The 26,895-nt window shown below is 66.3% G+C and carries 28 protein-coding genes and 1 pseudogene; 15 read left to right on the top strand and 14 right to left on the bottom strand.

Annotation, left to right across the window (positions count from 1 at the left end; all coding sequences use genetic code 11):
* The first annotated feature begins 148 nt into the window (after positions 1-148).
* Positions 149-466, top strand: coding sequence for an acyloxyacyl hydrolase (locus tag I3K84_RS22155; RefSeq protein WP_231403514.1), 318 nt, complete (start codon positions 149-151; stop codon positions 464-466).
* Here I3K84_RS22155 and I3K84_RS22150 read toward each other — a convergent pair.
* The 3 genes from I3K84_RS22150 to I3K84_RS22140 all read right to left on the bottom strand — a co-directional run bounded on the left by I3K84_RS22150 (position 463) and on the right by I3K84_RS22140 (position 7,319).
* Positions 463-1,275 carry a helix-turn-helix domain-containing protein gene (locus tag I3K84_RS22150; protein ID WP_196996247.1) on the bottom strand — a complete coding sequence of 271 codons (813 nt, stop codon included), beginning with the start codon at positions 1,273-1,275 and terminating at the stop codon, positions 463-465. The two genes, I3K84_RS22155 and I3K84_RS22150, sit on opposite strands and share 4 nt — an antisense overlap.
* A gap of 147 nt (positions 1,276-1,422) precedes the next feature.
* The gene (locus I3K84_RS22145) at positions 1,423-4,125 is read right to left on the bottom strand and encodes a Tn3 family transposase (protein ID WP_196996221.1); all 2,703 of its coding nucleotides are present in this window, start codon (positions 4,123-4,125) and stop codon (positions 1,423-1,425) included.
* 254 nt (positions 4,126-4,379) lie between these two features.
* Complete coding sequence (locus tag I3K84_RS22140; RefSeq protein ID WP_041836223.1) at positions 4,380-7,319, bottom strand: Tn3 family transposase; 2,940 nt, start codon at positions 7,317-7,319, stop codon at positions 4,380-4,382.
* Between the two features lie 155 nt (positions 7,320-7,474).
* Here I3K84_RS22140 and I3K84_RS22135 point away from each other — a divergent pair.
* The 3 genes and pseudogenes from I3K84_RS22135 to I3K84_RS22125 all read left to right on the top strand — a co-directional run.
* A pseudogene (locus tag I3K84_RS22135) lies at positions 7,475-7,867 on the top strand (IS1595 family transposase); the annotation flags it as partial.
* Between the two features lie 192 nt (positions 7,868-8,059).
* Positions 8,060-8,584, top strand: a complete 525-nt coding sequence (locus I3K84_RS22130; RefSeq protein ID WP_196996246.1) for a hypothetical protein — start codon at positions 8,060-8,062, stop codon at positions 8,582-8,584.
* A gap of 14 nt (positions 8,585-8,598) precedes the next feature.
* Positions 8,599-9,576, top strand: a complete 978-nt coding sequence (locus tag I3K84_RS22125) for an SOS response-associated peptidase family protein (RefSeq protein WP_196996245.1) — start codon at positions 8,599-8,601, stop codon at positions 9,574-9,576.
* A gap of 5 nt (positions 9,577-9,581) precedes the next feature.
* Here the strand turns inward: I3K84_RS22125 and I3K84_RS22120 are convergent, their stop codons facing one another.
* From I3K84_RS22120 to I3K84_RS22070, 11 genes are all read right to left on the bottom strand, one after another.
* The gene (locus I3K84_RS22120) at positions 9,582-10,541 is read right to left on the bottom strand and encodes a zeta toxin family protein (RefSeq protein WP_196996244.1); all 960 of its coding nucleotides are present in this window, start codon (positions 10,539-10,541) and stop codon (positions 9,582-9,584) included.
* Positions 10,538-10,816: an antitoxin gene (locus I3K84_RS22115; RefSeq protein WP_196996243.1), complete on the bottom strand. Its 279-nt coding sequence runs from the start codon at positions 10,814-10,816 to the stop codon at positions 10,538-10,540. The genes I3K84_RS22120 and I3K84_RS22115 overlap by 4 nt, the downstream gene beginning before the upstream one ends.
* Before the next feature lie 10 nt (positions 10,817-10,826).
* Positions 10,827-11,270: a type II toxin-antitoxin system VapC family toxin gene (locus I3K84_RS22110; RefSeq protein ID WP_231403513.1), complete on the bottom strand. Its 444-nt coding sequence runs from the start codon at positions 11,268-11,270 to the stop codon at positions 10,827-10,829.
* A gap of 49 nt (positions 11,271-11,319) precedes the next feature.
* Complete coding sequence (locus I3K84_RS22105; protein WP_231403512.1) at positions 11,320-11,574, bottom strand: type II toxin-antitoxin system Phd/YefM family antitoxin; 255 nt, start codon at positions 11,572-11,574, stop codon at positions 11,320-11,322.
* 46 nt (positions 11,575-11,620) lie between these two features.
* A complete protein-coding gene (locus I3K84_RS22100; RefSeq protein ID WP_196996242.1) occupies positions 11,621-11,914 on the bottom strand; it encodes a hypothetical protein in 294 nt (97 codons plus the stop codon).
* The gene (locus tag I3K84_RS22095) at positions 11,907-12,527 is read right to left on the bottom strand and encodes a DUF6166 domain-containing protein (protein ID WP_196996287.1); all 621 of its coding nucleotides are present in this window, start codon (positions 12,525-12,527) and stop codon (positions 11,907-11,909) included. Before I3K84_RS22095 ends, I3K84_RS22100 begins: the two co-directional genes overlap by 8 nt.
* Positions 12,509-12,844 carry a hypothetical protein gene (locus I3K84_RS22090; protein ID WP_196996241.1) on the bottom strand — a complete coding sequence of 112 codons (336 nt, stop codon included), beginning with the start codon at positions 12,842-12,844 and terminating at the stop codon, positions 12,509-12,511. Before I3K84_RS22090 ends, I3K84_RS22095 begins: the two co-directional genes overlap by 19 nt.
* A gap of 176 nt (positions 12,845-13,020) precedes the next feature.
* Positions 13,021-13,722, bottom strand: a complete 702-nt coding sequence (locus I3K84_RS22085; RefSeq protein ID WP_196996240.1) for a hypothetical protein — start codon at positions 13,720-13,722, stop codon at positions 13,021-13,023.
* An 18-nt stretch (positions 13,723-13,740) separates the two neighbouring features.
* Positions 13,741-14,157 (bottom strand): PIN domain-containing protein, encoded by a 417-nt coding sequence (locus I3K84_RS22080; RefSeq protein ID WP_231403511.1) that lies wholly within the window; start codon positions 14,155-14,157, stop codon positions 13,741-13,743.
* Positions 14,154-14,471, bottom strand: a complete 318-nt coding sequence (locus I3K84_RS22075; RefSeq protein WP_196996239.1) for an antitoxin — start codon at positions 14,469-14,471, stop codon at positions 14,154-14,156. Before I3K84_RS22075 ends, I3K84_RS22080 begins: the two co-directional genes overlap by 4 nt.
* Complete coding sequence (locus tag I3K84_RS22070; RefSeq protein WP_196996238.1) at positions 14,468-15,235, bottom strand: hypothetical protein; 768 nt, start codon at positions 15,233-15,235, stop codon at positions 14,468-14,470. The genes I3K84_RS22075 and I3K84_RS22070 overlap by 4 nt, the downstream gene beginning before the upstream one ends.
* Positions 15,236-15,522: 287 nt before the next feature.
* Here I3K84_RS22070 and I3K84_RS22065 point away from each other — a divergent pair, with 287 nt between their 5' ends.
* The 11 genes from I3K84_RS22065 to I3K84_RS22015 all read left to right on the top strand — a co-directional run bounded on the left by I3K84_RS22065 (position 15,523) and on the right by I3K84_RS22015 (position 26,513).
* Positions 15,523-15,741, top strand: coding sequence for a DUF3717 domain-containing protein (locus I3K84_RS22065; protein ID WP_196996237.1), 219 nt, complete (start codon positions 15,523-15,525; stop codon positions 15,739-15,741).
* A 17-nt stretch (positions 15,742-15,758) separates the two neighbouring features.
* The gene (locus tag I3K84_RS22060; protein WP_196996236.1) at positions 15,759-17,534 is read left to right on the top strand and encodes a tyrosine-type recombinase/integrase; all 1,776 of its coding nucleotides are present in this window, start codon (positions 15,759-15,761) and stop codon (positions 17,532-17,534) included.
* 762 nt (positions 17,535-18,296) lie between these two features.
* Positions 18,297-18,926, top strand: coding sequence for a hypothetical protein (locus tag I3K84_RS22055; RefSeq protein ID WP_196996235.1), 630 nt, complete (start codon positions 18,297-18,299; stop codon positions 18,924-18,926).
* Between the two features lie 18 nt (positions 18,927-18,944).
* Positions 18,945-21,029, top strand: coding sequence for a ParB/RepB/Spo0J family partition protein (locus I3K84_RS22050; RefSeq protein ID WP_196996234.1), 2,085 nt, complete (start codon positions 18,945-18,947; stop codon positions 21,027-21,029).
* Positions 21,029-22,126 (top strand): hypothetical protein, encoded by a 1,098-nt coding sequence (locus tag I3K84_RS22045; RefSeq protein WP_231403510.1) that lies wholly within the window; start codon positions 21,029-21,031, stop codon positions 22,124-22,126. The genes I3K84_RS22050 and I3K84_RS22045 overlap by 1 nt, the downstream gene beginning before the upstream one ends.
* A 7-nt stretch (positions 22,127-22,133) precedes the next feature.
* Positions 22,134-22,943 (top strand): hypothetical protein, encoded by an 810-nt coding sequence (locus I3K84_RS22040; protein WP_196996233.1) that lies wholly within the window; start codon positions 22,134-22,136, stop codon positions 22,941-22,943.
* A 229-nt stretch (positions 22,944-23,172) separates the two neighbouring features.
* Positions 23,173-23,631, top strand: a complete 459-nt coding sequence (locus I3K84_RS22035; protein ID WP_231403516.1) for a hypothetical protein — start codon at positions 23,173-23,175, stop codon at positions 23,629-23,631.
* Positions 23,632-23,641: 10 nt separating this feature from the next.
* Positions 23,642-23,950 (top strand): type II toxin-antitoxin system RelE/ParE family toxin, encoded by a 309-nt coding sequence (locus I3K84_RS22030; protein ID WP_196996231.1) that lies wholly within the window; start codon positions 23,642-23,644, stop codon positions 23,948-23,950.
* 678 nt (positions 23,951-24,628) lie between these two features.
* Positions 24,629-26,026: a DUF3560 domain-containing protein gene (locus I3K84_RS22025; RefSeq protein ID WP_196996230.1), complete on the top strand. Its 1,398-nt coding sequence runs from the start codon at positions 24,629-24,631 to the stop codon at positions 26,024-26,026.
* Positions 26,023-26,313: a hypothetical protein gene (locus I3K84_RS22020; RefSeq protein ID WP_196996229.1), complete on the top strand. Its 291-nt coding sequence runs from the start codon at positions 26,023-26,025 to the stop codon at positions 26,311-26,313. The genes I3K84_RS22025 and I3K84_RS22020 overlap by 4 nt, the downstream gene beginning before the upstream one ends.
* Positions 26,310-26,513: a hypothetical protein gene (locus I3K84_RS22015; protein WP_196996228.1), complete on the top strand. Its 204-nt coding sequence runs from the start codon at positions 26,310-26,312 to the stop codon at positions 26,511-26,513. Before I3K84_RS22020 ends, I3K84_RS22015 begins: the two co-directional genes overlap by 4 nt.
* Positions 26,514-26,895: the final 382 nt, after the last annotated feature.

Below are 26,895 nucleotides of genomic sequence, written 5' to 3'. Positions count from 1 at the left end.
CGTGAACCTCAAAAGTGGGAGGCCACCATACCCGTTTACAAAGCGAACAGGAAAGTCAATGAAATCAACGGTCTACCCAGACCACCCCCGCGCCAGTGCTAGCTTTGCGTACCGTCACTTATTGCACTGAAAACGAGGAGACCCCTCGATGGACCGGGTGGGGCTTTCGCACCTGTCGCAGCTCGCGTTGATTCCAGTGTTGCGCTATCGCCCCGCGGATGGGGCGTCGCCGTGGTTTTTTGAAACCGGGCTGGGGGTGACTGCCACCTCGTCGGTCTACAGGACCCGGCAGAAGAGCTTTTCGACGAGCTTCAACTTCGGCACCCACCTGGCGGTCGGCCGCAACTTCGGTGCGCAACGCCAGCACGAGATCGCGTTGCGCCTCGAGCATTTTTCGAATGCGGGCATCAAGCACCCGAACCCCGGCGAGAATTTCGTCCAGATCCGATACGCACGCAGGTTCTAGCGGCGCCGCGCAAGATAACGCGCGGGCGGCTGGCCCATGGCTTTCCTGAACATGGCGATGAAGGCACTCACCGAGTCATAGCCCAGGTCATGGGCCACCTGCTGCACCGGGAGGCCGGACGTCAACGACTGCAGCGCCACGATCAGGCGCAGGCGCTGGCTCCAGCGGCCGAAGGACATGCCCATTTCGAGCTGCACGAGGCGGGTCAGGGTCCGCTCGCTCATGGCCAGGCGCGAGGCCCACTGCGCTGCGGTGGTGCGGTCCGCCGGATCGCGCATCAGCGCATCGATCAGGCGGCGCAGGCGCGGCTCGTCCGACACCGGAAGGTGCATGGCCTCGGTTGGCATGCGCACCAGTTGGTCCAGCAGCACGGCATGCAGCCGCAGCGCCTGCGGCTCGCGCTGCGCGCCTTCTGGCAAGGCGGCCAGGTGAAGAATGAGCTCGCGCAGCAAGGGGCTGATGCTCAACGCACAGCAGGTCTTCGGCATGGCTGCGGCGGCGTCTTCCACAAAAAGAAAGCAGACATTCCCGTCCGCCGAGACACGGAGGCTGTGGGGCACGCCTCCGGGAATCCAGAAGCCGCCGTGCAGCGGCGCCATCCACAGCGCACCCGGCACTTCACACGTCACCGTGCCGCGCAACACCATTGCCAGCTGCCCCTGCGGATGCTGATGCACCGGCAATTCCTCCGTGAACGCCTGGGTGCGGATCCGCACGGCGGCCACGCGGGCCTTCATCTTGTCAAACTCGAAAGTCCAGGGGTCTTGGCGGCGCATGCCCCACGGTTCATCTTGACCGGATTTGCTCATATTCGGGGTCTCCTCGTTTTCAGTGCAATAAGTGACGGTACGAAAAGCTAGCACTGGCGCGGAGGTGGTGTTGGTAGATCGTTGATTTCATTGACTTTCCTGTTCACTTTCAAATCTGCGATTCGTGGCGTCAAACCGTGGTCGGTTTCATCCATTGGTGCCAGTTATCGATGCATTTGGCCGCGAAGGCAGGATTTGGTCAGCATAGCGGTCAACCGGGAAGCGAAACACACCCCGCAAGTTGATGCTCTCCAGCCTGGTGGGCGCAATCTTCCCGATCAGTTCCGGTGGAATGACCTGGCGGCGGTTCGACCAGCGATCCAGGACCGCCTGCATCTGTGAGGTATTCCACGCCATCACGATGTTGGCCATCAGGCTCAACGCATCGGCCACAGCCTGCATTTCATCGACACGTTTGGCCTGCGCCGGGCTGATCCGGCCGGTATAAATGGCGCGCTTGAGGGCGTTAACAGCCTCGCCCCGATTGAGCACCCGGCGCAACTCGTTCCTGAAAGCGTCCTTGACAAAGTAGTCAGCCAAAAACGCCGTACGCAGCAACCGCCCCAATTGCACGCCAGCCTCATAGATTGGATCGCCCTGGGCGGCAGAACCGAACCGCGCAAGAGCTGCCACCGCACTGGCATGTCCGCTCATGACCGAGGCTGCCAGGTGCACCAGACTATCCCAATGCTTTTCGATCAAAGCGACGTCGACATTGGCTTCGCACACCGCAGCGATTTCTGCGGGCACTTTGGTGCCGCGTGGCACAAAGAGGTGGCGCTGTTTGAGTTCCTTCAACCGCGGGCAAAGATCAAAACCAAGCAAACGGGCATGTGACATGGCAAAGTCGGTGTAGCCATGGGTATCCACAGCAAGCTGGCTGGTCTCCAGCTTTTCTTGGCGGATGACACCTTCAATGGCCACGCCCGCCTGGCGCTCATTGAGCACAAAGGGCTGCGCATGGAAGATGCCCCACCGGTCTTTTACATGGGAGTAGATTCCAATGGAAGGTGTGTTGCGCCGAGGATCAAGCCGGGCTTGCCACACCCGTTTGGTGGTCTCCATGCTCATCATGTCAGAAGATGCCAAATCGGACCGCCCCCAGGTGGCGGCAATCGGGTGTCGCTGCATGAATTCCAGCACAGCCTGGCAGGCCTGGCTCAGACGCCGTTCGTCCCGCGCCCAGCGCATGGCCTGGCGAATGCTGGTGGCAGACAATTGCGGAATCATGCGCGCGCATTCGACCGCAGTCAGACTGGTGCCGTGGGCCATGATGCCGGCATAGACCATCAGCAGCTCGTCGGTAGAGCGCGGCTCACGTCCGAGCATGATCCAGCTAAAGCGCACCTGGGCGTCAACGGCCAGAATCACTTCCGGCAATTGAACCTCACCGATGCGGTGATCCAAAGCCGCGCGCAGCTTGGTCACTTCTGGGTCTTCGTCCTCTGCGGGCAATGGCGACAAATGGAGTTCATCATCCACGCGCAGTACGCCACTGCGGGCTGCAGCGGCCACCGCATCGACACCGGCAGTTACTCTGGCCAGCAAAGGCTTCAAGAAAGTGGCAGCCTTGCTGGGTAACGATAGACGGGCATAGTGTTTCTTGGACTCTGCCTGCCAACGCTCGTCCGTGAAGAACAAGCGCGCACGACCCCGAAAGCTCAGGCTGTGCTCAATCCAGACCGAGCCATTGCGCACCGCGCGGCGCAGGGCAAACAGGGTGGCCACCTCCAACGCCTGAAACGCCCGTTCCCGGTCTGGGCTGGAGATCGAAACCTGCCAGATCATTCCCAGACTTGGTGCCACCACTTCAACTGGCAGCTTTCTGGATCCTTTGAGATATAAAGCTTGCAGCTTGGCAAGGTACTCGATGGCAGGATGCTCGCCGGTGGCCTGCCAGGGCAGCTTTGCAATGGCGACGAGCAACGACCGCACGGGGCGAATTCCATCAATCAATCCCTCGCGGACCAGGGAGGCCCTGCTCGGTGGTTTGCGTTTCTGGGTTTCGGTGATCAAGGCTTCAAGACGGGCACGCAACTCAGCATCTGGCACCGCACCTTGCGCGCTCAAGGCAACAAGTTCGCCGAGCAGCGTTTTGTACATTGCGGCCCAATTGACGGTAGCGGGGACATCGGCGGCAGCCTGACGCCACAGATCGGCGATCCGGCGCTGCACCATAAGGATCAACTGGTCTGTGGTGGTGAACAGGCAATACCGAAGAAAGCATGCGACCTCCACGGTGCGCGCTGGCTCTTTGATCTTGGCTCCGGCTGAGGGCGGCCTGGAGACAAGTCGGCGCGCGTAGCGGCGCAAGATGAGATCGGGGATGTCTGCCAGGTGCTTATGAACGTCCAGCGTGTAAAGCAGGTCGATGCGCTCCAGTACCTCGCTGATTTGGCGGGTTGAGTGTTTCGCCGGTGCAGCCCATAGCCAACTCTGCTGGGTTTGTCCATCTGGGCGCAGCTCTGAAACTGAGGCTCGCCAGCGATCAAGTGTTGCTGGATCAACGCTGGCGGCGATGGCGGTGCCTGTTTCAACTTCAAGCTGGGCAAGTGCCGCCGCAATCAGTGTCCGAATTGCCCGCTCGTGCACGATCACCAGCTTGTTCTTGTACAGCCATTGACGCGCCCGCACGAGTACTGGAATTACCCGAAAGGCACCGAGCAAACGCCCACTCATGCGCAGGAAACCAATATGGAGCGCCAGACCAAGCTTGTGGGAATCACCTCGGCGTGCATTGATTGCGTCGCGCTCGGCACCATCGAAGGTGAAAAATGCCTTCATCTCGAAGTCGCTGATATCGCGGGGGAGCCCACGCATCCCCAAAAACGTTGTGTGCCAACCCTGCATCGTGAACCTCAAAAGTGGGAGGCCACCATACCCGTTTACAAAGCGAACAGGAAAGTCAATGAAATCAACGGTCTACCCAGACCACCCCCGCGCCAGTGCTAGCTTTGCGTACCGTCACTTATTGCACTGAAAACGAGGAGACCCCGAAACTCATGGTTTGTCGGCTCATGTGGGCATCTTGGGCGGTTTGACAACCGTTGTCAACTCCGCCGGCTGACCTTCTTCCAGTTCTGCGTGTGCGGGAGCGGGTCCCGTCACGAAGCAGACCGAGTTGCCTGGCCCGGCACGCGTTGGATCAGCGCCGCCGCGAACTTCTCGATGCCGAATCTCATCGTGCCGCGGAAATTGATGTGCGAGAAGTGCGCCGGGCCGATGCGGCGCAGCCAGTAGTCCTCGACTGGGATCCCGTCTCGCTTGAGCCTCTCGACCACCTCGTGCATACGGGCAGTGTTCCAGGCCAGCACGATGTTCGTCAGCAGGGCGTGTGAGCCGGAGATCGCCTTCATCTCGTCCCGCCGCCGGCCGCGTTCGGGCGCCACCTTGCCTGAGTACACGGCGCGCTGCAGCTGATGCACCGACTCGCCACGGTTCAGCAAGGTATGGATCTCGCGGCGGAAGTCCTCGATGGCGATGTAGTCGCACAGGAACACCGTTCGCAGCAGCCGGCCCAGGTGCTCCGCCGCCCGGTGCAGTGGATCCCCCTGGGCAGCCGACCCGAAGCGCTGCAATGCCAGCGTGGCGGAGACACGTCCCGAGCGGATTGACGCCGCCAGGCGAAGCAATTCATCCCAACCGCGCTCGATGGCGGCCAAAGACACGCGCCGAACGGTGACGACTTCCAAGCCATCGGGCACGGTGAATCCACGAGGCAGGTAGAGCTTTCGTTCGGCCAGGTCCCGCAGGCGGGGGCACAAGTCAAATCCCAGCAGCTTGGAGATGGCCATCGCCGGATTCGTGTAGCCGTGCGTGTCGACCGCCAGCAGCGAGATCCGAATCCGATCCGCCGCGCTGTTGTGCTGCTCGATGCCCTCGATGGCGACGCCGGCCTGTCGTTCGTTGAGCACGATGGGTTGGTCGTAGACGATGCCCCAGCGGTCGCGCACATGGGTGTAGAGGCCTGCGGCGTAGGTGCGCCGGCGTGGGTCCACACGGGCGTTCCACAGGTGGCGCGAAACGTCCAGCGACATCATGTCGGCTGATGCCTTGTCCCCGTTGCCCCACAGTGCCGCGATGGGGATCCGGCTCTGGAACTCGGCCACGCGCTCGTTGGCGCGGCGCAGGCGGCCACTTCCTTCCAAGGCGCGCATGGCCACAGTGACTTGTGTGGGCTCCAGACCAGGGATCATCGACGCCACGCCCTTGGCGTCCGCATCGGTACCGTGCGCCAGCAACGCGCCGTACAGGGCCACGAGTTCGCCGGTGGACTGCGCGCGGTGGCCGAGCAGCGCTTCGCTGTACCCGGTGGCGGCATCCACCTCCAACAGCATGTCCGGAAACTGTACGCTGCCAATCAAGTTGTAGATGGTCTCGCGTGTGCGCACCGGCTCGCCTTGATCCGGCAGTGCCGTGATCGCAGGCAGGTGGAGCATGCCGTCGGCGCCGATCTCGACCTTGCCGCGCCGCTGGGCCTCTGCCACCGCAGACATAGCGGCCATCAAGTTGGCCAGCAGGGGCTCCAGGAATTCGGCCGCCGACTTGGGCATGCCCAGCAACTCAACCTGCTCGTCCCGTTGCAAGACCCAATCCGCCGGCGGGATGAGCATCTGGTCTCGCTCCCGAAAACTCAGCGAGTGGTCCAGCCAGACACTGCCTCGGCGAAGGCTCTTGCGCAGCGACATCATCGTGCAGGCCTCAAACGCCCGAAACCCTGAGCGGGGGTCCAGATCGCGGACCAGGCCGTGCCAGGCTGTGCCAACATCTGGCAGCGGTACGCCCTCCTTCAGCTCGGTCACACCCTTGCGCTGCAGATCCGTCCAGGACTTCCACTGTTCGAAGCCCGGATCGCCGGGGCGGCCACCGAGGTCCAGATCTTTCAGCGCTCCCAGGCAAGCGCGCACGCGCTGGCTGTCTTCCGCCAAGGCCTTGCGAACCAAGGACACGAAGCTGCCGCTGGCGGCTTCGCCGAGCTCGGCGAGCAGTTCTCTGGCTTCCAGGACTCTCGCCTGCCAGGTCTTCGTTTCGTCGTACAGGACGGATCGCGCCTTGGCCGCCTGCTGGATCAGGCCTGTCGTGCCCCGGATACGGTTTGATTGCGCCTTGTCCGCCGCCTCGCGGAACAGTTGCTGGCTGCGCCGGCTGGTTTGCAAGAGGGCGACATCGGTGAGTTCGAGCAGCGTCACCCGCAGGAAGCACACCAACTCGATCAGCTGGCGCGATGGCTTGATCTCCCGCGTCTTCACGGGGCGCCTGGCCTGGACCTGACGGGCATAGGCCTGCTGCTTTGCCAGCGACACGGCATTCAGGTTCCAGTCGTGGGCACCGAGCTCTTTCAGGTAGCGGACCTTGTCGATGGTCTCCGCAAGGGTGCTCGGGCCGTGACGCTTGGACGGCGTCTTGAGCCACTCCAGGCACGTCGTGTCGGTGCCCGGCCGCGTGCTGTATGCGGCGTCGACAACCTTCTGCGCCGCTGCCGGTGGTACGGCGGCATTCACCGCGCTGAGGATCTGCGCCTCCACCGCGGCGAATGCATCTCGGGCCCAGTCCTGCAGGCGGCGCGCTCCTGGGATCAGGATGCGCCGCGTGAACAGCCAGTGGCTGGCCGACTGGACCAGGTCATCGGCGTGGGAGGCGTCGGCTGCTTGGGCCAGCAGGGCCGCGGTCAGCGCGACTTCGTCGTCGATTGCAAGTTCGCGCAGGCCGAGATAGGTCTTGGCCCAGAGCTGGTGCTTGAAGAGGGTCTGCCGGCGCTTGTAGATCGACCGCAGGCTGGCGATGGACGGCGGCGACACGGCCAGGACCTGGGCGGTGTGCCGGAGGAGGTTTCGGGGCAGCACGTTGAAACCGTCGAGCGGTCGGCCGGCCACGCGCATGAACATGAGCATCAGCGCGGCGGGCAGGCGGCGGTCGCTGCGGAACTGCTCCCGGAGGGCCGCCACGTCCGCCGACGTGAGCGAAAAGAACTGCTCCCGATCAAACTCACTCAGGCGAGGCGGCAAGGCCTCTTGGCCGACGAAGCGCAGGGCGAAGGCGGGCATGGGGTTGGGCAGCGGCAGGTGGGCGGTCAATGTACCGCCGCGGCTTCCGTCAACCCAACTGAGTGATCAGCTTGCGGGGGTGGCGACCCGCGGGAACCCGCATGGATGTTGGGCTTCAGGCGAAAGCGCACCAATCTGCACGAAAAGTACGACCACCCCTTGTTCAGGAGGTGGTCGAGCCCGGGGCCCATGTACGCACGGACGGCTCAGCAGCCTACCGCGCGCTGGAAGAGCTGGGATACACCCACCAGCGCACCGTCATGCTGGGTTCAGGTGTGCCAGCCCATGTGTCGATGGCGGGAGTGCATCGGGTGGCCTCGTTGGTGCAGCGCTGGGTGCTGGGGACGCATCACGGGTCCGTGCAGCCCGAGCACCTGGACGCCTATCTCGATGAATTCGTGTTCCGCTTTAACCGGCGAACCTCGAACTCGCGGGGGATGCTGTTTTATCGCTTGCTGCAGCAAGCGGTGGTCACGCCGCCGGTGACTTATGCGGATGTGGTGAGCAAGAAGACAGACGAGCGGGAGTCAGATACCATTGCTGGATAAAAACACAGCATCAGGGGTGACGCTGGAGCTAAGTGGATACCCCTTGCATCCATACAGTATAAATGCGCGACCCAGGCCCGCTCGCCGCCCTCCCCTAGACTGCTGTCAGGTTTTGCAGCGAAAGGATCGTCTCATGTCTCGGTTTCCCCATCGACAGGAGCATTCATGCGAGCTTCAACGGATCAATCGCCAATGACCGTGGAAATCCAGCTGAACACGAACACGCTGGCCACGCGGCATGTGTTCACGCTCGGCCCCCTCCAACTCCACTTGTCGCAGGCCGACATCGACGCCGGCTGGACGTCAGTGGTTGCCTACCAGGGAGGCGACGCCTTCCCGCCTGGCGAGATCGAGAAGATGGAGGCCGATGCGGCTGCCCAGCATCGCGCGTACTGGGAGCAACTGGCCACCGGACAGGGGGACAGGCGCGTCGTCGTAGGCGGCCACCATTTCGTTGCCCATGACTTCGGGGTCGGAACCGGCTTCGGCGGCGAGGTCTTCCGGGTCCAGTGGCATGACGGGGGGCGCGTGCCGTTGACCTGCCATCTGTCAGCACAGGGGAAGGTGCCCGGCTGGCTCCGGCCGCAGCTGCCGGACAACGCCACCGCCACGAGCCTGCGCTACCGCGTGGCGCCTCAAGCCGAAGGCGAGCACGAACCCAACGACATGAGCCAGGCATCCGTCTTTGGCGACGTGGACCAAGACGCCCTCGGCTGAGCGGCGCAGCTGCCATGTGCTACTCCGCCGAGGTCCGCGCCGACTACGCCGCGTTCCGCCGCTTGTTTCCGAAGTCGCGCCTGGCGCTCAAGGCGTTCTTCGAGTTGTACTGGCGGCGCAAGCAGCAGCCCAGGCCGCCCATGCGTACCCCCGGGGTGATGGATGCGCTGTTCGCGCACCCGCGCACGCCCGAGGAGCGCGAGATCCACGCGCTGATCGCCGAGTTCGACGCCGGCCAGGTGGCCGCGCTGGAGCAGGATCTGTTCAAGCAGCGCAAGCGCCTGGCCGACGCCGAGCGCGCCTTGCAGGCCAAGGCGACGAAGAAGGCCCAGGAAGACCAGCGCATCGCCACCAGCAAGATCGACCAGGCCCTGGCGCGCCTGGCGCGGCTCAAGCGGACCGAACCGGGCGAAGGCGAGGCGCGGATTTTTCCCGGCTGGTGGGCGCCGGTGCTGGTGATCGAGGACGGCGAGCCGGTGATCCGGCCCATGCGCTACGGGTGCCGGCCGGCCGGCAAGGCGGCCCTCTACGACCGGAAGTACCCCGGGACGTACAACGCGCGCCGGGACAACCTGCGCGGCTTCTGGAAGCAGCAGTTCGGGCAGACGCATGCGCTCATGATCGTGACGACCTTCTACGAGAACGTGGCGCGGCATGCGGCCGAGGCCCGCGCGCTGCGCCCTGGCGAGGCGCCCGAGAACATCGTGCTGCGGTTCGAGCCCAGGCCGCCGCAGGCTATGTACATCGCCTGCCTATATTCGCACTGGACGCCGCCGGCGGGCTCCGATGAGCCCGACCTGTGGTCGTTCGCGGCCGTGACGGACGAGCCGCCGCCCGAGGTGGCCGCGGCCGGGCATGACCGCTGCATCGTGCAGCTGCGGCCCGAGAACGTCGCCGCCTGGCTGACGCCGCAGGGGCGCTCGCTGGATGCCCTGGACGCGCTGCTCGATGACAAGGCGCGGCCGTACTACGAACACCGCCTGGCCGCGTGAGTTTTTCAGCGGCTGCGCACGGGAGGCTTGGCCGCCTGCGGCGCGGCGGATAGGCCGGTGGACGGCCCGGCCGGGCCGCTGCCTCGGGACAGTGCCTGCTCTTTTCCGCGCGCATATGGCGAGGTCCGGGCACCCTTGTCGCCTTGCAGCTGCGCACTCGCGGCGACCCGCCTGGCGTGTCCGCCGATGGCGTGAAGGTATTGCGGGCTTGCGCCGCGTTCGCGCGCGGCGGCGGCCACGGCCGCCCAGCCATCGGCCAGCATGGCCCGCCGGGCGGCAGGTATCTCCCGGGCCGCCTGCAGGGCCAGGGCTGCGTCGTCGCGCGGTTGACGCTGGCTGTCGTAGAGCAGCTGGCCGCCGCGGTTGATGATGCGCAGCCGATCCAGCTGATGGGCCACCTGGCTCACCGTGGCATCGAACCCCTGCATCGCCGCATCGTGGTAGTCCTCCGTGACGAAGCGCGGGTTCGGGTTGCCCGCCTGGTGCTGGCGTTCGTGGCGCTGATAGATGCCGAGAAGGCTTTCTTCCCTGCTGGTGGCCACGACCACCAGCTCCACCTTGTAGCCCTGCTCCTGCAGGCGGTCTACGAAGCGCTGGACCGACTGCGGGTTGCGGAAGGTGCCCTCCTCCACGATGTGGCGCCGTGCCTCGATCGCCATGAGCCGCAGGGCGTTCGCAAGCCGGCCGGCGTCGGCCTGGGTTTCGCTGGATGGCGGCCTCGCGGTGCCGAGGGGGATGCGTTCACGCATGCGATCCGCATCCACGTGGATGAAGCCGCCCTGCGCCCTGAGTTCGTCGCGCACCAGCTCGCCCCCCGCGCTTTTGCCTGCGCCGGGCTGGCCACCCACCAGCACGGCACGGGGTTGATCCTGTGCCGAGGACCGCGCCGCACGCTGCGCGAAGTAGCTGCTGGTGATGGCCGCCACCGACTCGTCGGTGAGCGGCTTGTACCCGTCCCCGGTCATGGATGCGCGGGTTCCTGCGCGGTGCGAGGGCCGAAAACGCTGTCTTGAGGATTCAGGATGCGCGCGATGGTCTCATGGTCGTTGACCCTCAGATCCTCTTGCAGATCGGAGATGGCGGCCATTTGGGCCTCGCAGTAGGCGATCAGCGCGGCCGAGGGCTGGGCCTTCTCGCGTTCGTGCTGCAGGGCCATGATGAAGGGCTGTAGGCGCTGGCCGAGGTTTTCGAGAGCCACTTCATAGTCGATGCTCTCGCTGTTGATGCCAAGGCTTTGCATGGCGATCCTTTCACGTGCGGGGGACTCTCGACTTCTCGGCGAGATAGTCCCAAGGGTTGATCAGCAGCACCCCCGAGACCTCGAAGTGCTTGACGTTGCGCGTGACCAGCGCCGCGCCGTGGACCAGGCCGGCGGCGGCCATCAGCGAATCGCGGTAGTCCCGGCTGTCCGCCCACGTCAGTTTCGCTGCGCGCCTGGCCATCACGTGGTCCATGGGCAGGATGCGGTTGCTGAATGCCGGCAGCACCATGTCATCGAGCCAGCGCGCCAGCACCGTCGCCTGCGCTTCCTCCCCGCGCAGTGCCAGCTGGCTGATGCCGCGCTGGATTTCCAGCACCGTGATGGACGTGATGTACAGCTGATCCATGGCCTGCTCGGCCATCCAGGCCTGCACGCTGGGGTGGCAGGTGCTCTTGCGAACCTCGGACAGGACGTTGGTGTCCAGAATCAGCATGGCTGTTCCTGACCGTCGATGGTGCCCGGCCCGGTGGTCGGTGCGGTCGTCATACGTCCAGCTCCCTGGCGTCGATGCGGATCGGCTGAATGTCGAAATCATCGAACTCGTCCTGGCGCAGCAGCTCGACCGGGTTCCTGTCGGTTTTCGTCAGGCGCCGGTACTCGGCGATCGGGATGAGTGCCAGAGCGGGTTCGCCGCGGTCGGTGATGATGACCGTGCCGCCCTCGCTCGCCACGCGCTTGGCCGCGCTCACGTTGTGCACGAACTCCCGGGCGGTAACGGTCGTGATCGGTTGTCCCATGGTCCTTCCTTTCAATGAAGTGCGCTGCGCCGTCCGCGTGCGGCCCTCACGCGGCGCCGCTTTGCTCGGCGGCAGCGATGGCGGCGCGCGCCTGCCTGGCCAGTGCCCGGTAGGCATTGAAGACGGCCAGCGGCATACCGTACTCGCCCACGTCCTGCGCCTTGCGGTCGCTGTTGTATTCGGCGTCCATCATGATCTGCTGCGCCAGATCCAGCGGCACGCGCATGCGGCCCTCGTCCAGTTCCCCGGACAGCCAGTCGGGACAGCGGCTGGAGTACTCATTGGCGATGGTCGCGCTGATGCGCAGGGTCACGAACCGGGGCGGCAGGCGTTCATTCATGGTTCACCCCTTTCTCGTGCTCCCGGGCATCCTGCTCGATCTCATCGGCCAGCTCGCGCAGCCGCCCGACAGTCACCACCCATTCGGGGGTCTGGATGCCGGCAAAGAGACGATCCTTGACGGTCTGGTAGAGCGTTTCGGCGCGTTCGTCGCCGAGCGCGAAGGCGCATGCGGCGATGGCCAACTGCGCCGGGCCCGAGCCCATGTACCCCCATTCCAGGCCGCTCGGTGAATGGCTGCGCAGGTCGATCCTCCAGGGCAGATCCTCGGTGGCGTTCCACGGCGCCGACACCGCCCCGTGGTGGTCGAGGATGGCCGAGACCATCGGCGCCGTGGTCACGCGGGTGTGGTGGCCGTCGCCGTCGCGGCGGCCGAAGATGCCCACCCACGCCGGCGGCGCCGGCTGGCAGTAGGTCAAACGGGCCGGCGCGCTGTCGCTGCTGTCGGCCGGGTCGCCGCGCAGATCGCCCGGCATCACGCCGTGCAGCCGAAGCCAGGCGGCGGCCAGGGTGTCGCCGAGGGCGATCGCGTTGGCCTTGGTGTCCGCGTCCACCTCGAAGGTTTTGCGCACATCCAGCGGGCCGGTGGTGTAGGTCACGAACCAGGGGTGCATCGCGCTCTCCCCTGCTGGTGATGCTTTCGCGTCATCAGCTGCTCGTGGAATTTCGGGTCGGCTCCCTGCAGGTGCCAGCCGAACATGGAGCCGGTCAGCATGGCTTCGCGCTGCGCGGATGTGACGCCTTCGGCGGCATTGAGTTCGCCGGCCGTCAGCCGCGTGTGGATCGGGTAGTAGCCGTGCTCGCCGCGCTTGATGGCGATCACCGGCGACGTGCCGTAGACGCCCTTCGGGTTGTCGGCATAGGCGATGGGCGGAAGTCCGCGCTCGGACAGTGCGTCATCGCGTGCGAGGTCGATGGGATTGAGGTGCATGGCCGTCGTCTCCTTGAACCTGATCCCCGGGCCTGGGCAAGTGGAATATCCATCTGTCGCCAATGTTAGTAACGTTACTAACAATTGTCAAGCCCTCAATTCTTGATCACGCTTCCTGGAATTTCTCGGGGAGAAATTTTTGGGCAGCTTTCGGCAGTTCGCTTTAACGTGCCCTTTTAGGAATGCCTTCCGATGTGCTGAAAAATGCGCGCGGATGTCCTGGCAACCTCTTTGCGATAGGCCACGTAGGCTTCGTAATCCGTCCAGCTGCCGATCACGGTCGGGCCGTGCATGCCATTCCACATGTTCGGTGATGGCCGCTCCATGCCCTGCTGAACGGTGAGGGCCGCCCGCTTTCGCGGTGTTTCCCCCCTCTTCAACTGGTCAACATGGCAGCTGATCTGATCGAGTTGGCAGTGCTTGTATTTGCCCACCGAGTGGCACCAGTTGGCAAAAGCATGCTGCCCGTCCTTGGTTGCCAGCTCTTCGATCAGGGCAATCTCGAACTGAAGGGACTGCTGGTCATCGCCCCAGCGCTCTTGTGCCAGCGCCTCCAGCCGGGCGTCCTCTTCCTTCTTCCATGCAGCAGCGCAAAACACTTGGTAGTCCTTGGCCCATGCCGCCAGCAACGTCAGCTCCTCGGCCATGGCGCGCAGGGCACTGGCGGCCGCATTGATCGCCAGTTCGTGCTCGGGCTTCAAGTTGCTGAACTGCTCCTTGATCTTCTGCATCTGCGTGGCCGAGCGCTTCGCATTTGACGCCTGGATCTTGATGTTCTTGTCGCCGTGATATCTGGCGTCCCATTCCCAGCGACGGATCAGGTCGGGATCGGCCTTGCGGCGTGTCTGCGTTTGGAAGCGTGCGAGCAGGTCACTCATGCCGTCCCTTCTTTCCCTTCAGTGCTTTTCCAGTGCCTGCCAGTTTTCGATACGCAGGCCGTCCACCCTTTGAAACTCGCCCACGTTTGCCGTGACGAGGACCAGCCCGCGCGACAGCGCATGCGCAGCGATCAGAGTGTCGTAGGCGCCGATCGGTCGGCCGACGCGCTCCAATTCGGCACGCACCGGGCCCAGCACCTCCGCGGCCTCGCGGTCCCACGTGAGCACGCTCGCCAGGTTGAGGAAGGCGTGAACCAGCTGGGCCAGCCGCACGGCCTGCGGCTTCTTGGCCAGCCCGTAGACGTGCTCGGCCATCGTGATCGTCGAAATGCACCAGGCATCCGGCGGCAGAGCGAGCAGCTTTTCATTGATCGCCGTGTCACCGCGGATGGCAGCGCTGCTGGCATTGGTGTCCAGCATGTAGACCGCGCTCACGCGGCGCCCTCACCTGTTTTGTGCGGTTCGATCCAGTCCGCGTAGGGGTCGCGTGGGCCATCCATCGGCTGCTGGCGGTTCTTGAGATAGTCCTCCAGGCCTTCCGCAGCCAGTTCTTCGGCCAGCTGCTCGCGCAGTGCCGCGAATGCCGCCCAACTGGCGGCTTTGACCGGGGACAGCACGACGTCACCCGAGCGAGCGTCGCGTCGGATCAGAACCTCAGTGCCCTCGAAGCGAAACTCGGCCGGCAGGCGCACAGCCTGGCTTCCGCCGCTGCTGAACAGACGGGCGGTCTTGATGGGATCAGTGTTCATGGTGCGCTCCTTTGCTTTTCTGCGAACCGTGCCGTTTCCAGCAAGGCTGTGACTTCCGGGCCTTGCAGCGCCGCCTGCAGGCCCTTCTCCTTCGCGGCCCAATGTTCCGCAAGCTGCGCCGAGATGGCGTCGGCGGCCGTCTGGCCGTCGAGCACCACGCGCGCGGCCAGGTCCGCGACGAAACCGCCCAGGTAGTGCAAGGTGGGCACGTCCTCGCCAATGCTGCGTTTCACGGCGGTGGACAGGCTTTGTGCCAGCACGGCCGTGCGGCCCAGCCGCGGCAACGAGGCGCGCAGCTGCTCGCACTGGTGCGGCTGCAGGACCAGCTTGAAGCCTTCCCAGTAGAGCGGCACGTGTTCGTCCTGCGCGAACCACTCCAGCGTGGTCGATCCGATCTGCGCATTGACGCCAAAGCGCAAGCGCGACGTACTCTCGCTTCCCAGCGTGGCACCTTCCTTGTGCCCAGTGGCCGGCGGCTCCGCAACGACCCGCACGCCAAGCCAGCCGTCATCGCCGGGGAACACGCCCAGGGAGAACTCGAATCCCACGAATTCAAGGCCGCTATGCATGCGCAATGGCCGCTGGCCATACAGCTTTTCGGACAAGTCGCGCGCAGTCTTGAACTTCACCCAAGCATCGGCCGCCGAGGCAGTGGTGCTGCCGACCTCTTTGAGCCAGTAGCTGCGCAACTGCTCCGACTGGGCATTCCACCAGTCCATGCCGGCTTGCTCTTCAGCTGTCGGCGCGCGCGTCACGTCTTGCATGGCAGTTCCTTGAGGCCTGATACCCAGGCCACGGTGAGCGGACGGTTCAGCTCAGGACAATAGTATATATATCGTGTAGCTACATTGCAAGAGCTAAAACAGTACATTGATAACTGTACTTATCTATGTATTGTTTTTGATTGCACTTTTGGGTGTCCTAGGATAGGATGCGCCTAAGCCGTTGATCGGCCAAGAGTTTTTTGGAGCCGACAGGCGCCGGCGGCCGGCCGGAGCGCCCTGCCCTTCGGCGCTGCGCCTGATTTCTCGGGGAGAAATGGAACCGATCCATGGACAACAGCTTGAGCTTCCGGGCCATCGATAACGCCCTCGCACGCTGCATGGAGGCCCACCCACCCGAGGGCCTGGAGCGGCGCATGCACGCGGATGCCAACGTCATGGCCGGCCTGTGGGCGCAGATGCTGGTGGATCGCATCGATGCGGTGCCTCTGGCGAGCGTGAAGCCGGATGTGCTGGCCGTCTGGGAGCGCTGGCGTGCTGACGAATGATTTCTCGGGGAGAAACGATGTCTGAATCCCTGGTGCGCTCCCCTGCCCCGCTGCGTCTGACGCGCGACGTTCTTGCGCACCTGCGCTCCGTGGCCGAAGGGTTTCCGGTGGCCAGATCGGCGCGGCGCTATCTGGACTGTTCGGAGGAATCGGCCGCCGCCGTGCATCGCGCGGCCGTGGACATTGCCGCGGCCGTCGCGCGGCGCGCGGGCCTCGGCCCGCGCTGGCGGCTGCTGCGCGTGCCGCAGCTGCCGGCCCAGGCGCTTGCAGCGCCGGTTTCCATCGAGGAATGGGCCGAGTCCAAGGGCTACGACGGGTTTTCCTACGAAGAACTGCGCGAGATCTACGAAGCCGAGAACGGCCCGCTCGGAGCCGACCGCAAGACCAAGCAGATCGAGCGGATGCGCCGCGCGCGTATGGAACTGCTGCAACAGCTGGAAGCCTACGCCGTCGAACCCCCTTCCATTGGCGATCCGGTCTCGGCCTGGTTTCCCGAAGACCTGGCCGCACGCTTGCAGCGCGCCGGCTTTCACCTGCTGGGCGAGTTGCGCGCCGCCATCGTGCTGGGAGGCCGCTGGTGGCGAGGCCTGCCGGGCTATGGCCCGGTCAAGGCCGGCCAGCTCGCGGCGCAAGTCGGCGCCCTTGTGGGCTGGCCGCCGGCTCCGACCTGGGCTGCATCGCAGGAGGCGCGCGGGCTGGTCGAGGGCGCGCACCAGCTGATCGAGCAGTGGATCGCGGCCCGCACCGAGTCGGAACAGACCGGCCGCGCCTATCGCCGGGAGGTGCAGCGGTATCTCGTCTGGCTGGTGTCGGAGCGGCGCAAGGCCCTGGCCGATGCCGGCCCGGACGATTGCGCGGCCTACATCGCATTCCTGCGCGCCGTGCCCGTGGAGTGGATGAGCCGGCGCAATGCCGCGCGCTTCCGCGAGGGCTGGGCGCCCTTCGCGTCCCAGCCCAGCATCAAGAGCCAGCGCTACGCGCTGACGGTGGTGAACGCCTTTTTTGCCTGGCTCGCACGCACCGGCGAACTGCGCCGCAATCCCTGGGATCTGGTCAATTTGAGGCTGCCCGATGACCCGGACGAATCGCTGGATTCCTCTCGGGCCTTCACGCCGGCGGCGTGGACGGTGCTGCACGACCACGTGCCGCAGCTGCCGCCAGCGGCGGCCGCGCGCATGCGCTGGCTGCTGGAGTTCGCGCAGGGCACGGGCCTGCGCGCGGCGGAGTTGCTTCTGGGACGCAGGGCCGACATCCGGGCGCGCGACGGCGGGTATTGGGTACGGGTGCATGGGAAGGGCGCGCGCAATCGCTTCGTGGTGGTGCCGACTTCTGCGATGCGGGCCACGCGGGCGTATTTCAGTGCGCGCGGGCTGGACTTCGATCATGCGCATCCGAACACGCCGCTGCTCGCCCGCCTTGACGTGCCGGAACTGCCAGGGATGGATGCGCGGGAGCCTGGTCAGAGCGCGAAGCGGCCGGATGCCGAGGAGCGCCGGCAGCGCGGGTTTCTGAGCTACCCGACGCTTGCGCCGGCGTTCAAGCGCTTCGTGCGCTCGGCGCTGCGGGCGTCGTCGCTGTCCCATGAGGAGCGGGAAGGGGTGCGGCAGGCCTCGCTGCACTGGCTGCGGCATACGCACGCCACGCGCGCCGCCGAGGCCGAGGTGCCGCCCGACGTGCTCCAGGCCAACCTGGGCCAGGCCGATCCGCGCACGACCGCAGGCTACTACCGCGCGCAGGAGCAGCGGCGGATGCGGCAGATGGAGCGTGCTTTCGGAGAGGCCGGAGGCGGGTAGGGCGGCCTGGCCTTGCCTTTGTTTTTTAAGTATTCGTACCTGTACGAATACTTATCCAGCGCTTTCAGGAACACCAGCCAGGACTTCCTGGGCGCTGCCCGCTGCGCGGACACCGGACGCCCGCGCGCCCTGCGGGCGCTTTACGCAGCTCGCCTATTCGGCTCGATCCTTCGGATTGCCGCTGCGCGGCACTGCTCCAGGCCGCCTGCGCGACGCTCATTGGGGGAAGTGCCTGCGGCACATCCCCCAGCCGCTGGGCTGGCCCCCTGGGGGGAAGGCTCCTGGCCTGCGGCCAGCAGCCTGCTGGCCTGCCGCGCGCAGCGCGGAGGGCCTGAACGGCGGTGCCGCCGGCGCCGGCAGACCACGAGGGCAGGGCGTTTCTCGGGGAGAAACGCGGGCAGGCGCTGCGCCGGTGGCCAGCGGCTGCGGGTGAACCGAAGTCCGAATTCAGCTTATCAGGGCGCGAGGCAGGTTGCGTGCCAGCCAAGGGCGTGCTCCGCGCTCGGGCGGGCGTGGCGTGCGACGGCTGCGGGAACCCTCAGTGACGACCAGACAGGCCGCGCCCCGGGCTGGCTGCGGGCGCGGATGGGCGCTGCGGCCGAAGCGCCGGGCACGTGCGCGGCGAGAGGTTGACATGGGCTGCGCCCATACCCAAAACCGTTACACACTGGCACATTAAAAGGTTAAATAACAGGTGCATAACAGGTTAAAATACAGGTACGGTGCAGCAATCAAGCGGCGCCGGTCATAAGGAAAATCATCATGGCTTCTAAGAAATCCTCTGCTCCGCAATCTGCCGAGCGTAACTCCAACCAAGGCGCCGCTGATCTGGATGCGGTCAACGCCGCAGCCGCCGAGGCGGGCGGCCGCGACATGGGCGACTTCCAGCCGTCCGACTTCGATCATGCGCAGGCGGCAGCGGCGCCGGCCCAGGTGCCTCCCGAGTTCGAAGTCACGGCGGTGAGCATGCTTTCCGGTGCGCTGTTCACCATGCGCCCGTCGCCCGATCGCGCCGAGAACGCACCGCAGATGACGGGAACGATCCAGCTGGACGATGCCGCGCTGCGCGTGCCCGTGGCCGCATTCGTCAAGTCGGCACGCGAAACCGGCGTGCTGTACTGCGCGCTCACCGTAGGATTCAAGGACGGCCCGCGCTACTACGGCCGGCTGTTCTCGGCATCGCACAAGAACCACCGCAGCGCGCCGGACTACCACGGCTTCATCTGGCTGCTGCCGGTCACCCGCAAGGGCCAGTACACGCCGCAGGAGTGGGAGGACGCGCCGATGCTGCCGATCCACGGCTACCGCCGCCGCAATGCGTCCGACAACCGGGCGCGCATCCAGCTGCTGGGCGCGCCCGTCAAGGTCGCCGACCACGAACTGCCCATCTGAGCATTGGAGGACACGAACATGGCTTACGAAGCACCCAATGCACAGCACGCCGAGGACGCAGCAGTGGTCGAAATCGACGGCAAGCTGCATTCCATCCAGTCCGGCGAGGAACGCGACATTCCCCTGAACCGACTGCACCTGTCGCCCAACAACGTGCGCAAGAAGCACGATCCCAGCACCATCCCAGAACTGGCGGCAGCGATCTTGGCCGAAGGCGGCCTGCTCAATCCGCTCGCAGTGATCCCCGAGAAGATCAAGGGCAGCAAGGGCGACCACGGCGTGGTGGCCGGAGGGCGCCGGCTGGCGGCGCTGCAATTCCTGGCAGAGCATGCCGCCGTGCGTGCCGACGTGCCGGTGCGCTGCCGGGTGTTCGACGCCGAACGCGGCGTGAGCGTCAGCCTGGTCGAGAACGCCACGCAGGAGCCCATGCACCCGGCCGACCAGCTGGAAGCATTCAAGCGGCTGGTGGACGAGGGCAGGACGGCCGGCCAGATCGCCGCCGCCTACAACCTGACGGCGCTGACTGTCGAGCGGCGGTTGAAGCTGGCACGCCTCGCGCCGGAGTTCCTTGAATTGTTCCGGGCTGACCAGATCGAAATGGGCCAGTTGCAGGCGCTGGCCCTGGCCGACGACCAAGACGAGCAGCGGCGTGTCTGGAACGCGCTGCCGCCGTACAAGCGCTCGCCGCACTACATCACGCAGATGCTGACGAACGACGAGGTAAGCGGTACATCGGGTATCGCGCTGTTCGTCGGCGTGGAGGCCTACCGGGAAGCCGGCGGCGCGGTGCGGGCCGACCTGTTCACCGGCGAGGAAGGTTCTTTCTACTTCCAAGACGGTGCGCTGCTCAATCGGCTGGCCCTGGAAAAGCTGGAAGCCCAGGCCGAGGCCGTGCGCGCGGCCGGCTGGAAGTGGGTCGAAGCGCGCATGAGCTTTCCCTACCATGAGCGCAGCGTCTTCGGCAAGCTGGTGGCCAAGCGGCGCAAGCCCACGCCGCAAGAGCAGGAGGAAATCGACAGCCTCAAGGCGGATGTCGCTGCGGTGCGCAAGCGCCTGGATGAACTGGACGCTTTGACCGCCTGCGACGAGGAAACCGGCGAAGAAGGTGAATTGACAGAAGAGCAGCAGGCAGAGTCCTGGGCGCTGTCGAATCAACTGGACACACTCAACGAAATCAGCGGGTGCATGGAGGAAGCCCTGCGGGAGTGGGGGCCGCGACAGCGGGCCACTTCCGGCGTGGTGGTGAGCTTTGGCTACGCGGGCCAGATCATCCTGGCCGAGGGTCTTGTGCGGCGCGAGGACGCTCCCCAGGCCAAGCAAGCCGAAGGCGGCGCGGGCGTGGTGTCCGAGCCGCCTGCCAAGGTGCGGCCTGAATACAGCGCGAACCTGTGTGCGAACATGACCGCACATCGCACCGCAGCGGTCAGCGCCTCGCTGACGCAGCAGCCCAAGGTGGCTCTGGCCGCGCTGCTGATGACCTTGATCGTCAACGACAAGGAGCCGTGGCAGTCATCGCCCGTGAAGGTGAGCTTTTCCAAGAACATGCACCAGATCGGCAACCAGGCCGCCGAGTACGAGGGCAGCAGGGCGGCCGGCATCTGCGAGGGCGCGGCCGACTGGATCGACGCGCTGCCCGCGCACGGGCCGACCCTGTTTGCGGCGCTGCTGGGCATGGAGCCCGACGAGTTGATCCGGCTGCTGTCGGTGTTCGTCGCGCGCGCCTATGAGGTGTTCTCCAACGAGCCGGCACGCACGCCCGGCCACGGCTACGACATGGCACAGCTGATCGAATCGAGCCTGGGTATCGACATGGCCGACTGGTGGACGCCGACGAATGAGCGCTACCTGTGCCACGTTCCCAAGGCCAAGATGATCGAAGCCGTCACGCAGGCCTGCGGTGCCGATGCGGCCAAGCCCATCGAGAAGATGAAGAAGGGCGAGGCCATCGCCGCCACGGCCGCGCTGCTGGATGGCCGCCGCTGGCTGCCGTCCACGCTGCGCCCGTATCCGCAAGGGGCCGAGCCTGCGGCGCAGGACGAAGCCCGGGAGGAAGACAAGGGCCAGCGCGAGGCCGAGACCCTGGCGGAGGGCTGCGAGGCCTGATGGAAGCGGCCGCAGCTTCGCGCTGCGGCCCTTTCCCGGAAACCTGCGCGGCGGTTGCCATGCCTTGTCTTCTCAACACATGCCAGCGCGGCGCCTTGCGCGCCGCGCTCCAGGGCCGGCTGATCGTGGTCTGTTTCGGCGCCGGGGTGGATTCCACGGCGATGCTGCTGGCCCTACGCGCGGCCGGCCTGCGTCCCGGTGCGATCACGTTCGCCGACACGGGCGGCGAGAAGCCCGAAACCCTGTCCCACATCGAGCGCATGCAGGCGATCCTGCGCGCATGGGACTGGCCGCCCATCGAGCCGTGCCGCGTCCGCACCCAGTCGGGCACGCCCTATGCCGACCTGTACGGCAACTGCTGGACGAACGAAACCCTGCCGTCGCTCGCCTTCGGGATGAAGTCTTGCAGCATCCGGTGGAAGCACGTGCCGCAGGATCAGCACCTGATGGGTGTCACGCGCGGGCCGAACCGCCGGCCGCCGCACCCGCTATGGCTGCGCTCGCGCGCCCAGGGCGAGCGGATCGTGAAGCTGATCGGCTACGACTGCGGCCGGGCCGACCGGCGCCGTGCGTGCGCGACGTTCGCCGCAGGCCGGGCCGATGGGCCTTTCGATTTCGTCTACCCATTGCAGCTGATCGGCTGGACGCGCGCCGATTGCGTGCGCGCCATCGCCGCCGACCTGGGGCCGGACATGGTGCCGGTCAAGTCCGCGTGCTACTTCTGTCCGGCTTCCAGGCCGTGGGAACTGTTCTGGCTGGCCGGCCACCATCCCGCGCTGCTCGATGCGTCGCTCGGGCTGGAGCGGCGCGCGCTCACGGGCCGGCACAGCCGCTTCGACGCTGTGGACTTCGGCAGCAGCTGGGAGGACATGGTGCGCGATGCGCCGAGTTTTCCGAGCACGAAGACGACCGTGGGCCTGGGGCGCAGCTTCGCCTGGAACCATTGGGCGCGGCTCAATGGTGTCGTCGGCGAGGACTTCATCGTCCTGCGCGGCCAGCGGCGCCGGTTCATCCGGCTTGCGCAGCAGTTGCAGTCCGAGGACAACGCGCTGGATGCGCGCGCCGGCCTCGCGACCGGCGCGGGGAACGCGGAGTGAGGCCGGCATGCACCAGACTTCGCCCCATCTTCTGATCGAGCAGCTGGCCTTGTTCGCCCAGCGTTGGCAGCGGCGCATGGCGTCCTACCGTCCGGCCGGCGAACCCTTCGATCCCGCGCGCTGCGCCGTCGAGCCCATCGAGGAAGGCGATGCCAAGCGCTTCGTCCTGGCGCACCACTATTCAGGCACCTACCCGGCCGCGCGGTTTCGTGCGGGCGTGTTCGTGAAGGCGCCGTTCCAGCGCGAGAGGCTGGCCGGCGTCGGTGTGTTCTCGGTGCCGATGAACCAGCGCGTGATCCCCAGCTACTTCCCGGCGCTCGCGCCTGATGAGGGCGTCGAACTGGGCCGCTTCGTGCTGGACGATACCCTGGCCGCGAACGCCGAGACCTGGGCGCTGGCCAGGATGCGGCGGCTGCTGCGGCAGGCGCTGCCCAAGGTTCGCGGGATCGTGGCGTACTGCGATCCCATCGAGCGGCGCGATGAGCGCGGCGAACTGGTCAAGCGCGGCCACGTGGGCACCATCTACAAGGCCGGCAACGCGCTTTACCGTGGACGCTCCAGCGCGCGCACGCTGTGGCTGTCGCCCGGCGGCGCGAGCTTCGCCGACCGCACGCTGGCCAAGGTGCGGCGCGGCGAGACGGGCGAGCGCTATGCCCTGGAGCGCTTGGCCGCGCTGGGTGCGCCCAGGCGGCGCGCGGGGGAGGGCGGCGCTGCCTACATCCGGCGCTTGCAGGACGAGGGCTGGCTGCGGCGCTTGCAGCACCCCGGCAACTTCGTCTTCACCTGGCCCGAGGGTCGGGCAGGGCGCGACCCTTAAACTCACCCGGCGCTTTGGAGTTTTCGGAGCGCGCGTTTAGAAGCCTTACCCCGTCCCTGGTGGCGGGGATTTTTTTGTCTCAAGAAAGTAATCGTACCTGTACGAATACTCATTAAGCCCATACCGATCCAGCCACGAAGGCATCCTGTCGAATGCACGTGATCTAGAAATCATGCACAATGCTACTAGATCAACATCGCCAAACTGTTAGGAGCCGAACATGCAAAGCATGACCATCGAGCAGCTGCGCGCGGCCACCCATGCCGGCGGCGTTGCCGGCGTGACCCTCAAGGGCCTGGGTGGCGCGTTCCTTGTCGAAATCGCCACGCGCAGCGGCGCTGCGGCGCTGCTGGCCAAGGCCCGCAGCAACGAGCCGCGCCGCTTCGGGAACCCCCTGGCCGCGCTGAACGTGCTGCGCGACGTGGGAATCACGGTCGGGAACTTTGACGCCAGCGAGTGGAACCCGGCCGAGAAGGACGAGACGCCCGGCAACCGCGGCCGGGCCGAGGCGCTGCGCAATGCGCACCAGGCCGCCGCCTACAACCAGTGGCTGGCCGCCGAGGTGCAGGACGCGATTGACGACCCGCGCCCGAACTTGTCGCATGAGGACGTGATGGCCGAGATGGAGGCCGACATCGCCGCGCTGACTGGCAGCAGCGCGAAGCCGCCCAAGGGACAGCGCCCTTGAGTGCGGGTTTATGACGTCAGCTAAGACCCCCTACCGCATCGAATGGCGGCCGAAGGCGCGCGAGGATCTGCGCGCCATCGTGCGCTACATCGCCAAGGACAACCCGCTTCGGGCGCGCACCTTCGGCCCGGAACTGCGCAACAAGACACTGCCGCTGGCTGACCATCCAGCGCTGGGCCGTCCCGGCCGGCCCGGGTTGCCGGCCGGCGTGCGCGAACTGGTGGTGCACCGGAACTACATCGTGTTCTATCGCGCACTGGATGCCGCGCGCACCGTTGAAATCCTGCGGCTGAAGCACGCAGCCCAGCAAACCCCCTGAACCCCGGGCGCTGCCCGCTGCGCGGACACCGGACGCCCGCGCGCCCTGCGGGCGCTTTACGCAGCTCGCCTATTCGGCTCGATCCTTCGGATTGCCGCTGCGCGGCACTGCTCCAGGCCGCCTGCGCGACGCTCATTGGGGGAAGTGCCTGCGGCACATCCCCCAGCCGCTGGGCTGGCCCCCTGGGGGGAAGGCTCCTGGCCTGCGGCCAGCAGCCTGCTGGCCTGCCGCGCGCAGCGCGGAGGGCCTGAACGGCGGTGCCGCCGGCGCCGGCAGACCACGAGGGCAGGGCGTTTCTCGGGGAGAAACGCGGGCAGGCGCTGCGCCGGTGGCCAGCGGCTGCGGGTGAACCGAAGTCCGAATTCAGCTTATCAGGGCGCGAGGCAGGTTGCGTGCCAGCCAAGGGCGTGCTCCGCGCTCGGGCGGGCGTGGCGTGCGACGGCTGCGGGAACCCTCAGTGACGACCAGACAGGCCGCGCCCCGGGCTGGCTGCGGGCGCGGATGGGCGCTGCGGCCGAAGCGCCGGGCACGTGCGCGGCGAGAGGTTGACATGGGCTGCGCCCATACCCAAAACCGTTACACACTGGCACATTAAAAGGTTAAATAACAGGTGCATAACAGGTTAAAATACAGGTACGGTGCAGCAATCAAGCGGCGCCGGTCATAAGGAAAATCATCATGGCTTCACCTGAACAATGCGCGATCGAAGAGCCCGAGGCGGATTCCCAGGCGCCGGCCTATCTCGGCACGGCCACCTACAGCCCGGAAGACAACAAGCTGCGGTTCTATCCGTTCGCGCGGCTGTCCAAGGAAGATTATCAGCGCGCCAAGGACGCGGGTTTTTCGTGGGCACCCCGGCAGGAGCTTTTCGTGGCGCCGATGTGGACGCCGGCCCGCGAAAACCTGATGCTGAAATGGTGCGGCGAGGTGGGCGACGAAGACCGCACGCTCATGGAGCGCGCCGAGGATCGGGCCGACCGCTTCGACGGCTACAGCGAACGCCGCAGCCAGGAGGCCGACGCCGCGCGCGCCAGGGTCAAGAGCATTTCGGACGGCATCCCCTTCGGTCAGCCGATCCTTGTCGGCCATCACAGCGAACGCAGGGCGCGCAAGGATGCGCAGCGCATCGAGGACGGCATCCGCAGGGCGGTGAAGCTGTGGGATACGAGCGAATATTGGGAGCGCAGGGCCGCAGCGGCCAAGCAGCACGCGCAGTACAAGGAGCGCCCGGATGTGCGGCATCGCCGCATCAAGGGCATCGAATCCGACCTGCGCAAGGCCAGGAAGAACGAGGCCGAGGCGGAAGAACTCGGCCGGCTGTGGGCCGCCGAAGACCTCGACCTTGAGCGCGCGCAGACGCTGGCCCATCGCGGCTATTTCTCGGTGAAGGAAAGCGGGCAGCAATGGGGCACGTCGGCCTATACCCTGCTGACGCGCACCGACAACCCCTGGAGCGTGGAGGCCCTGGCCGCAACGGCGATCCGGCTCTATGCCCGCAACCTGGCGCATGCCCGGCGCTGGATCGCCCACTACGAAAACCGCCTCGCCTACGAGCGCGCCATGCTTGCCGAAGATGGTGGCCTCGCGGCCGACCGCTTCGACATCCAGCCGGGCGGACAGGTGCAGGTGCGCGGCGAGTGGCTGAACGTGATCCGCGTCAACCGCAAGGAGGGCCGCATCGTCAGCGTCACGACCGACAGCCGCTATGTCCGCGTGAAGGGCATCGAAGAGGTGCGCGACTACAAGCCGCCGAGCGCGGAGCAGGCCGCCGCCGTGCGGTCCGTCACGAAGAAGCCGCCCTTGGCCAACTACCCCCACCCCGGCGCGGTGGAGATGACCCAAGCGGAATGGAAGGGCACGCATGCCGACTACAAGGGCACGCGCGAGGCCGGGCAGGGCGCGCGGCAAGCCGGCTTCTTCAGGCCCGAACTGCAAGGCCGCGACGAGTTGCAGGAACATGGGCGCCATCGCGTGCGCACGGTGGTCAAGGGCGGCGCCCTAGTGTCCGTGTTCCTCACGGATGCCAAGATCGTGCAGCCGCCCCAGGCCGCCGAGGCGCAGGAGGCGGCAGGATGAACGCGGTTCAAGCCTTGAAGCGCATCCAGGCCGGCCAGCGGCAGGGCGAATGCCCGATGGATGCGCCCATGCTGGACGCGGCCGCGCAGATCGCCACGGATGCCGGCGCACTGGTCGACCTCATCGAGTCGGCCGGGGATGCGCAGGCGACCCTGACCAACGTGCTGGCGCACCACGCCGAGGCGATGACGGCCGCAGACCGGCGCAGCCGGAGCGAACTGGCCCAGCGGCTGCATTCCCTGCTGGATGCCCTGTATGGCGTGCAGGGCTGCGGGGGTGAGGGATGACGCGCAGCAGCAGGCCGCGCATGGCGGCGGTCTACGCGCCCGGCACGGTGCGCGCCCGCCGCTGGCACGGCGCGGGCGACGTGCGCGGCTACCGCCCGCCCTCGGGCTGGTCGGCCAGCGCCGACCTCACCGACATCCACCCCATCACCGGCCGCGCCCTGCCGCGCGCCGCGTGGTGGCTGATCGAAGTCAAGGAATAGCCACCGCCCGTGCGTCCGGGCGGCCCGGGCCGGGGGCACGCGGCTGGCATGCCGCGCTGCGCGCGGAGAACCTGAACAGCGGCGCCGAGGGCGCTGGGCATCCACTTCACAGGGGCGTTTCTCGCTGAGAAACGCGGGCGAGCGCTGCGCCCAGGACATGCGTCTGCTGGCGATCCAGCGCCGCTATCTGTCGATCAGGGCGCGGGGCAGGCCGCGTGCCGGTGGAGGGCGCGCCACGCGCTCGGGCGGGCGTGGCGTGCGGCGGCTGCGGGAACCCTCAGTGACGACCAGGCAGGCCGCGCCCCGGGCTGGCTGCGGGCGCGGATGGGCGCTGCGTCCTGTGGGCCGGGCACATGCGCGGCGGGCGGTTGACATGGGCTGC

Source organism: Diaphorobacter sp. JS3051 (assembly GCF_015832135.1).
Lineage (GTDB): Bacteria > Pseudomonadota > Gammaproteobacteria > Burkholderiales > Burkholderiaceae_C > Diaphorobacter > Diaphorobacter nitroreducens.
The sequence above is the reverse complement of the archived record's forward strand: the minus strand, read 5'-3'. Positions and strand labels throughout refer to the sequence as shown.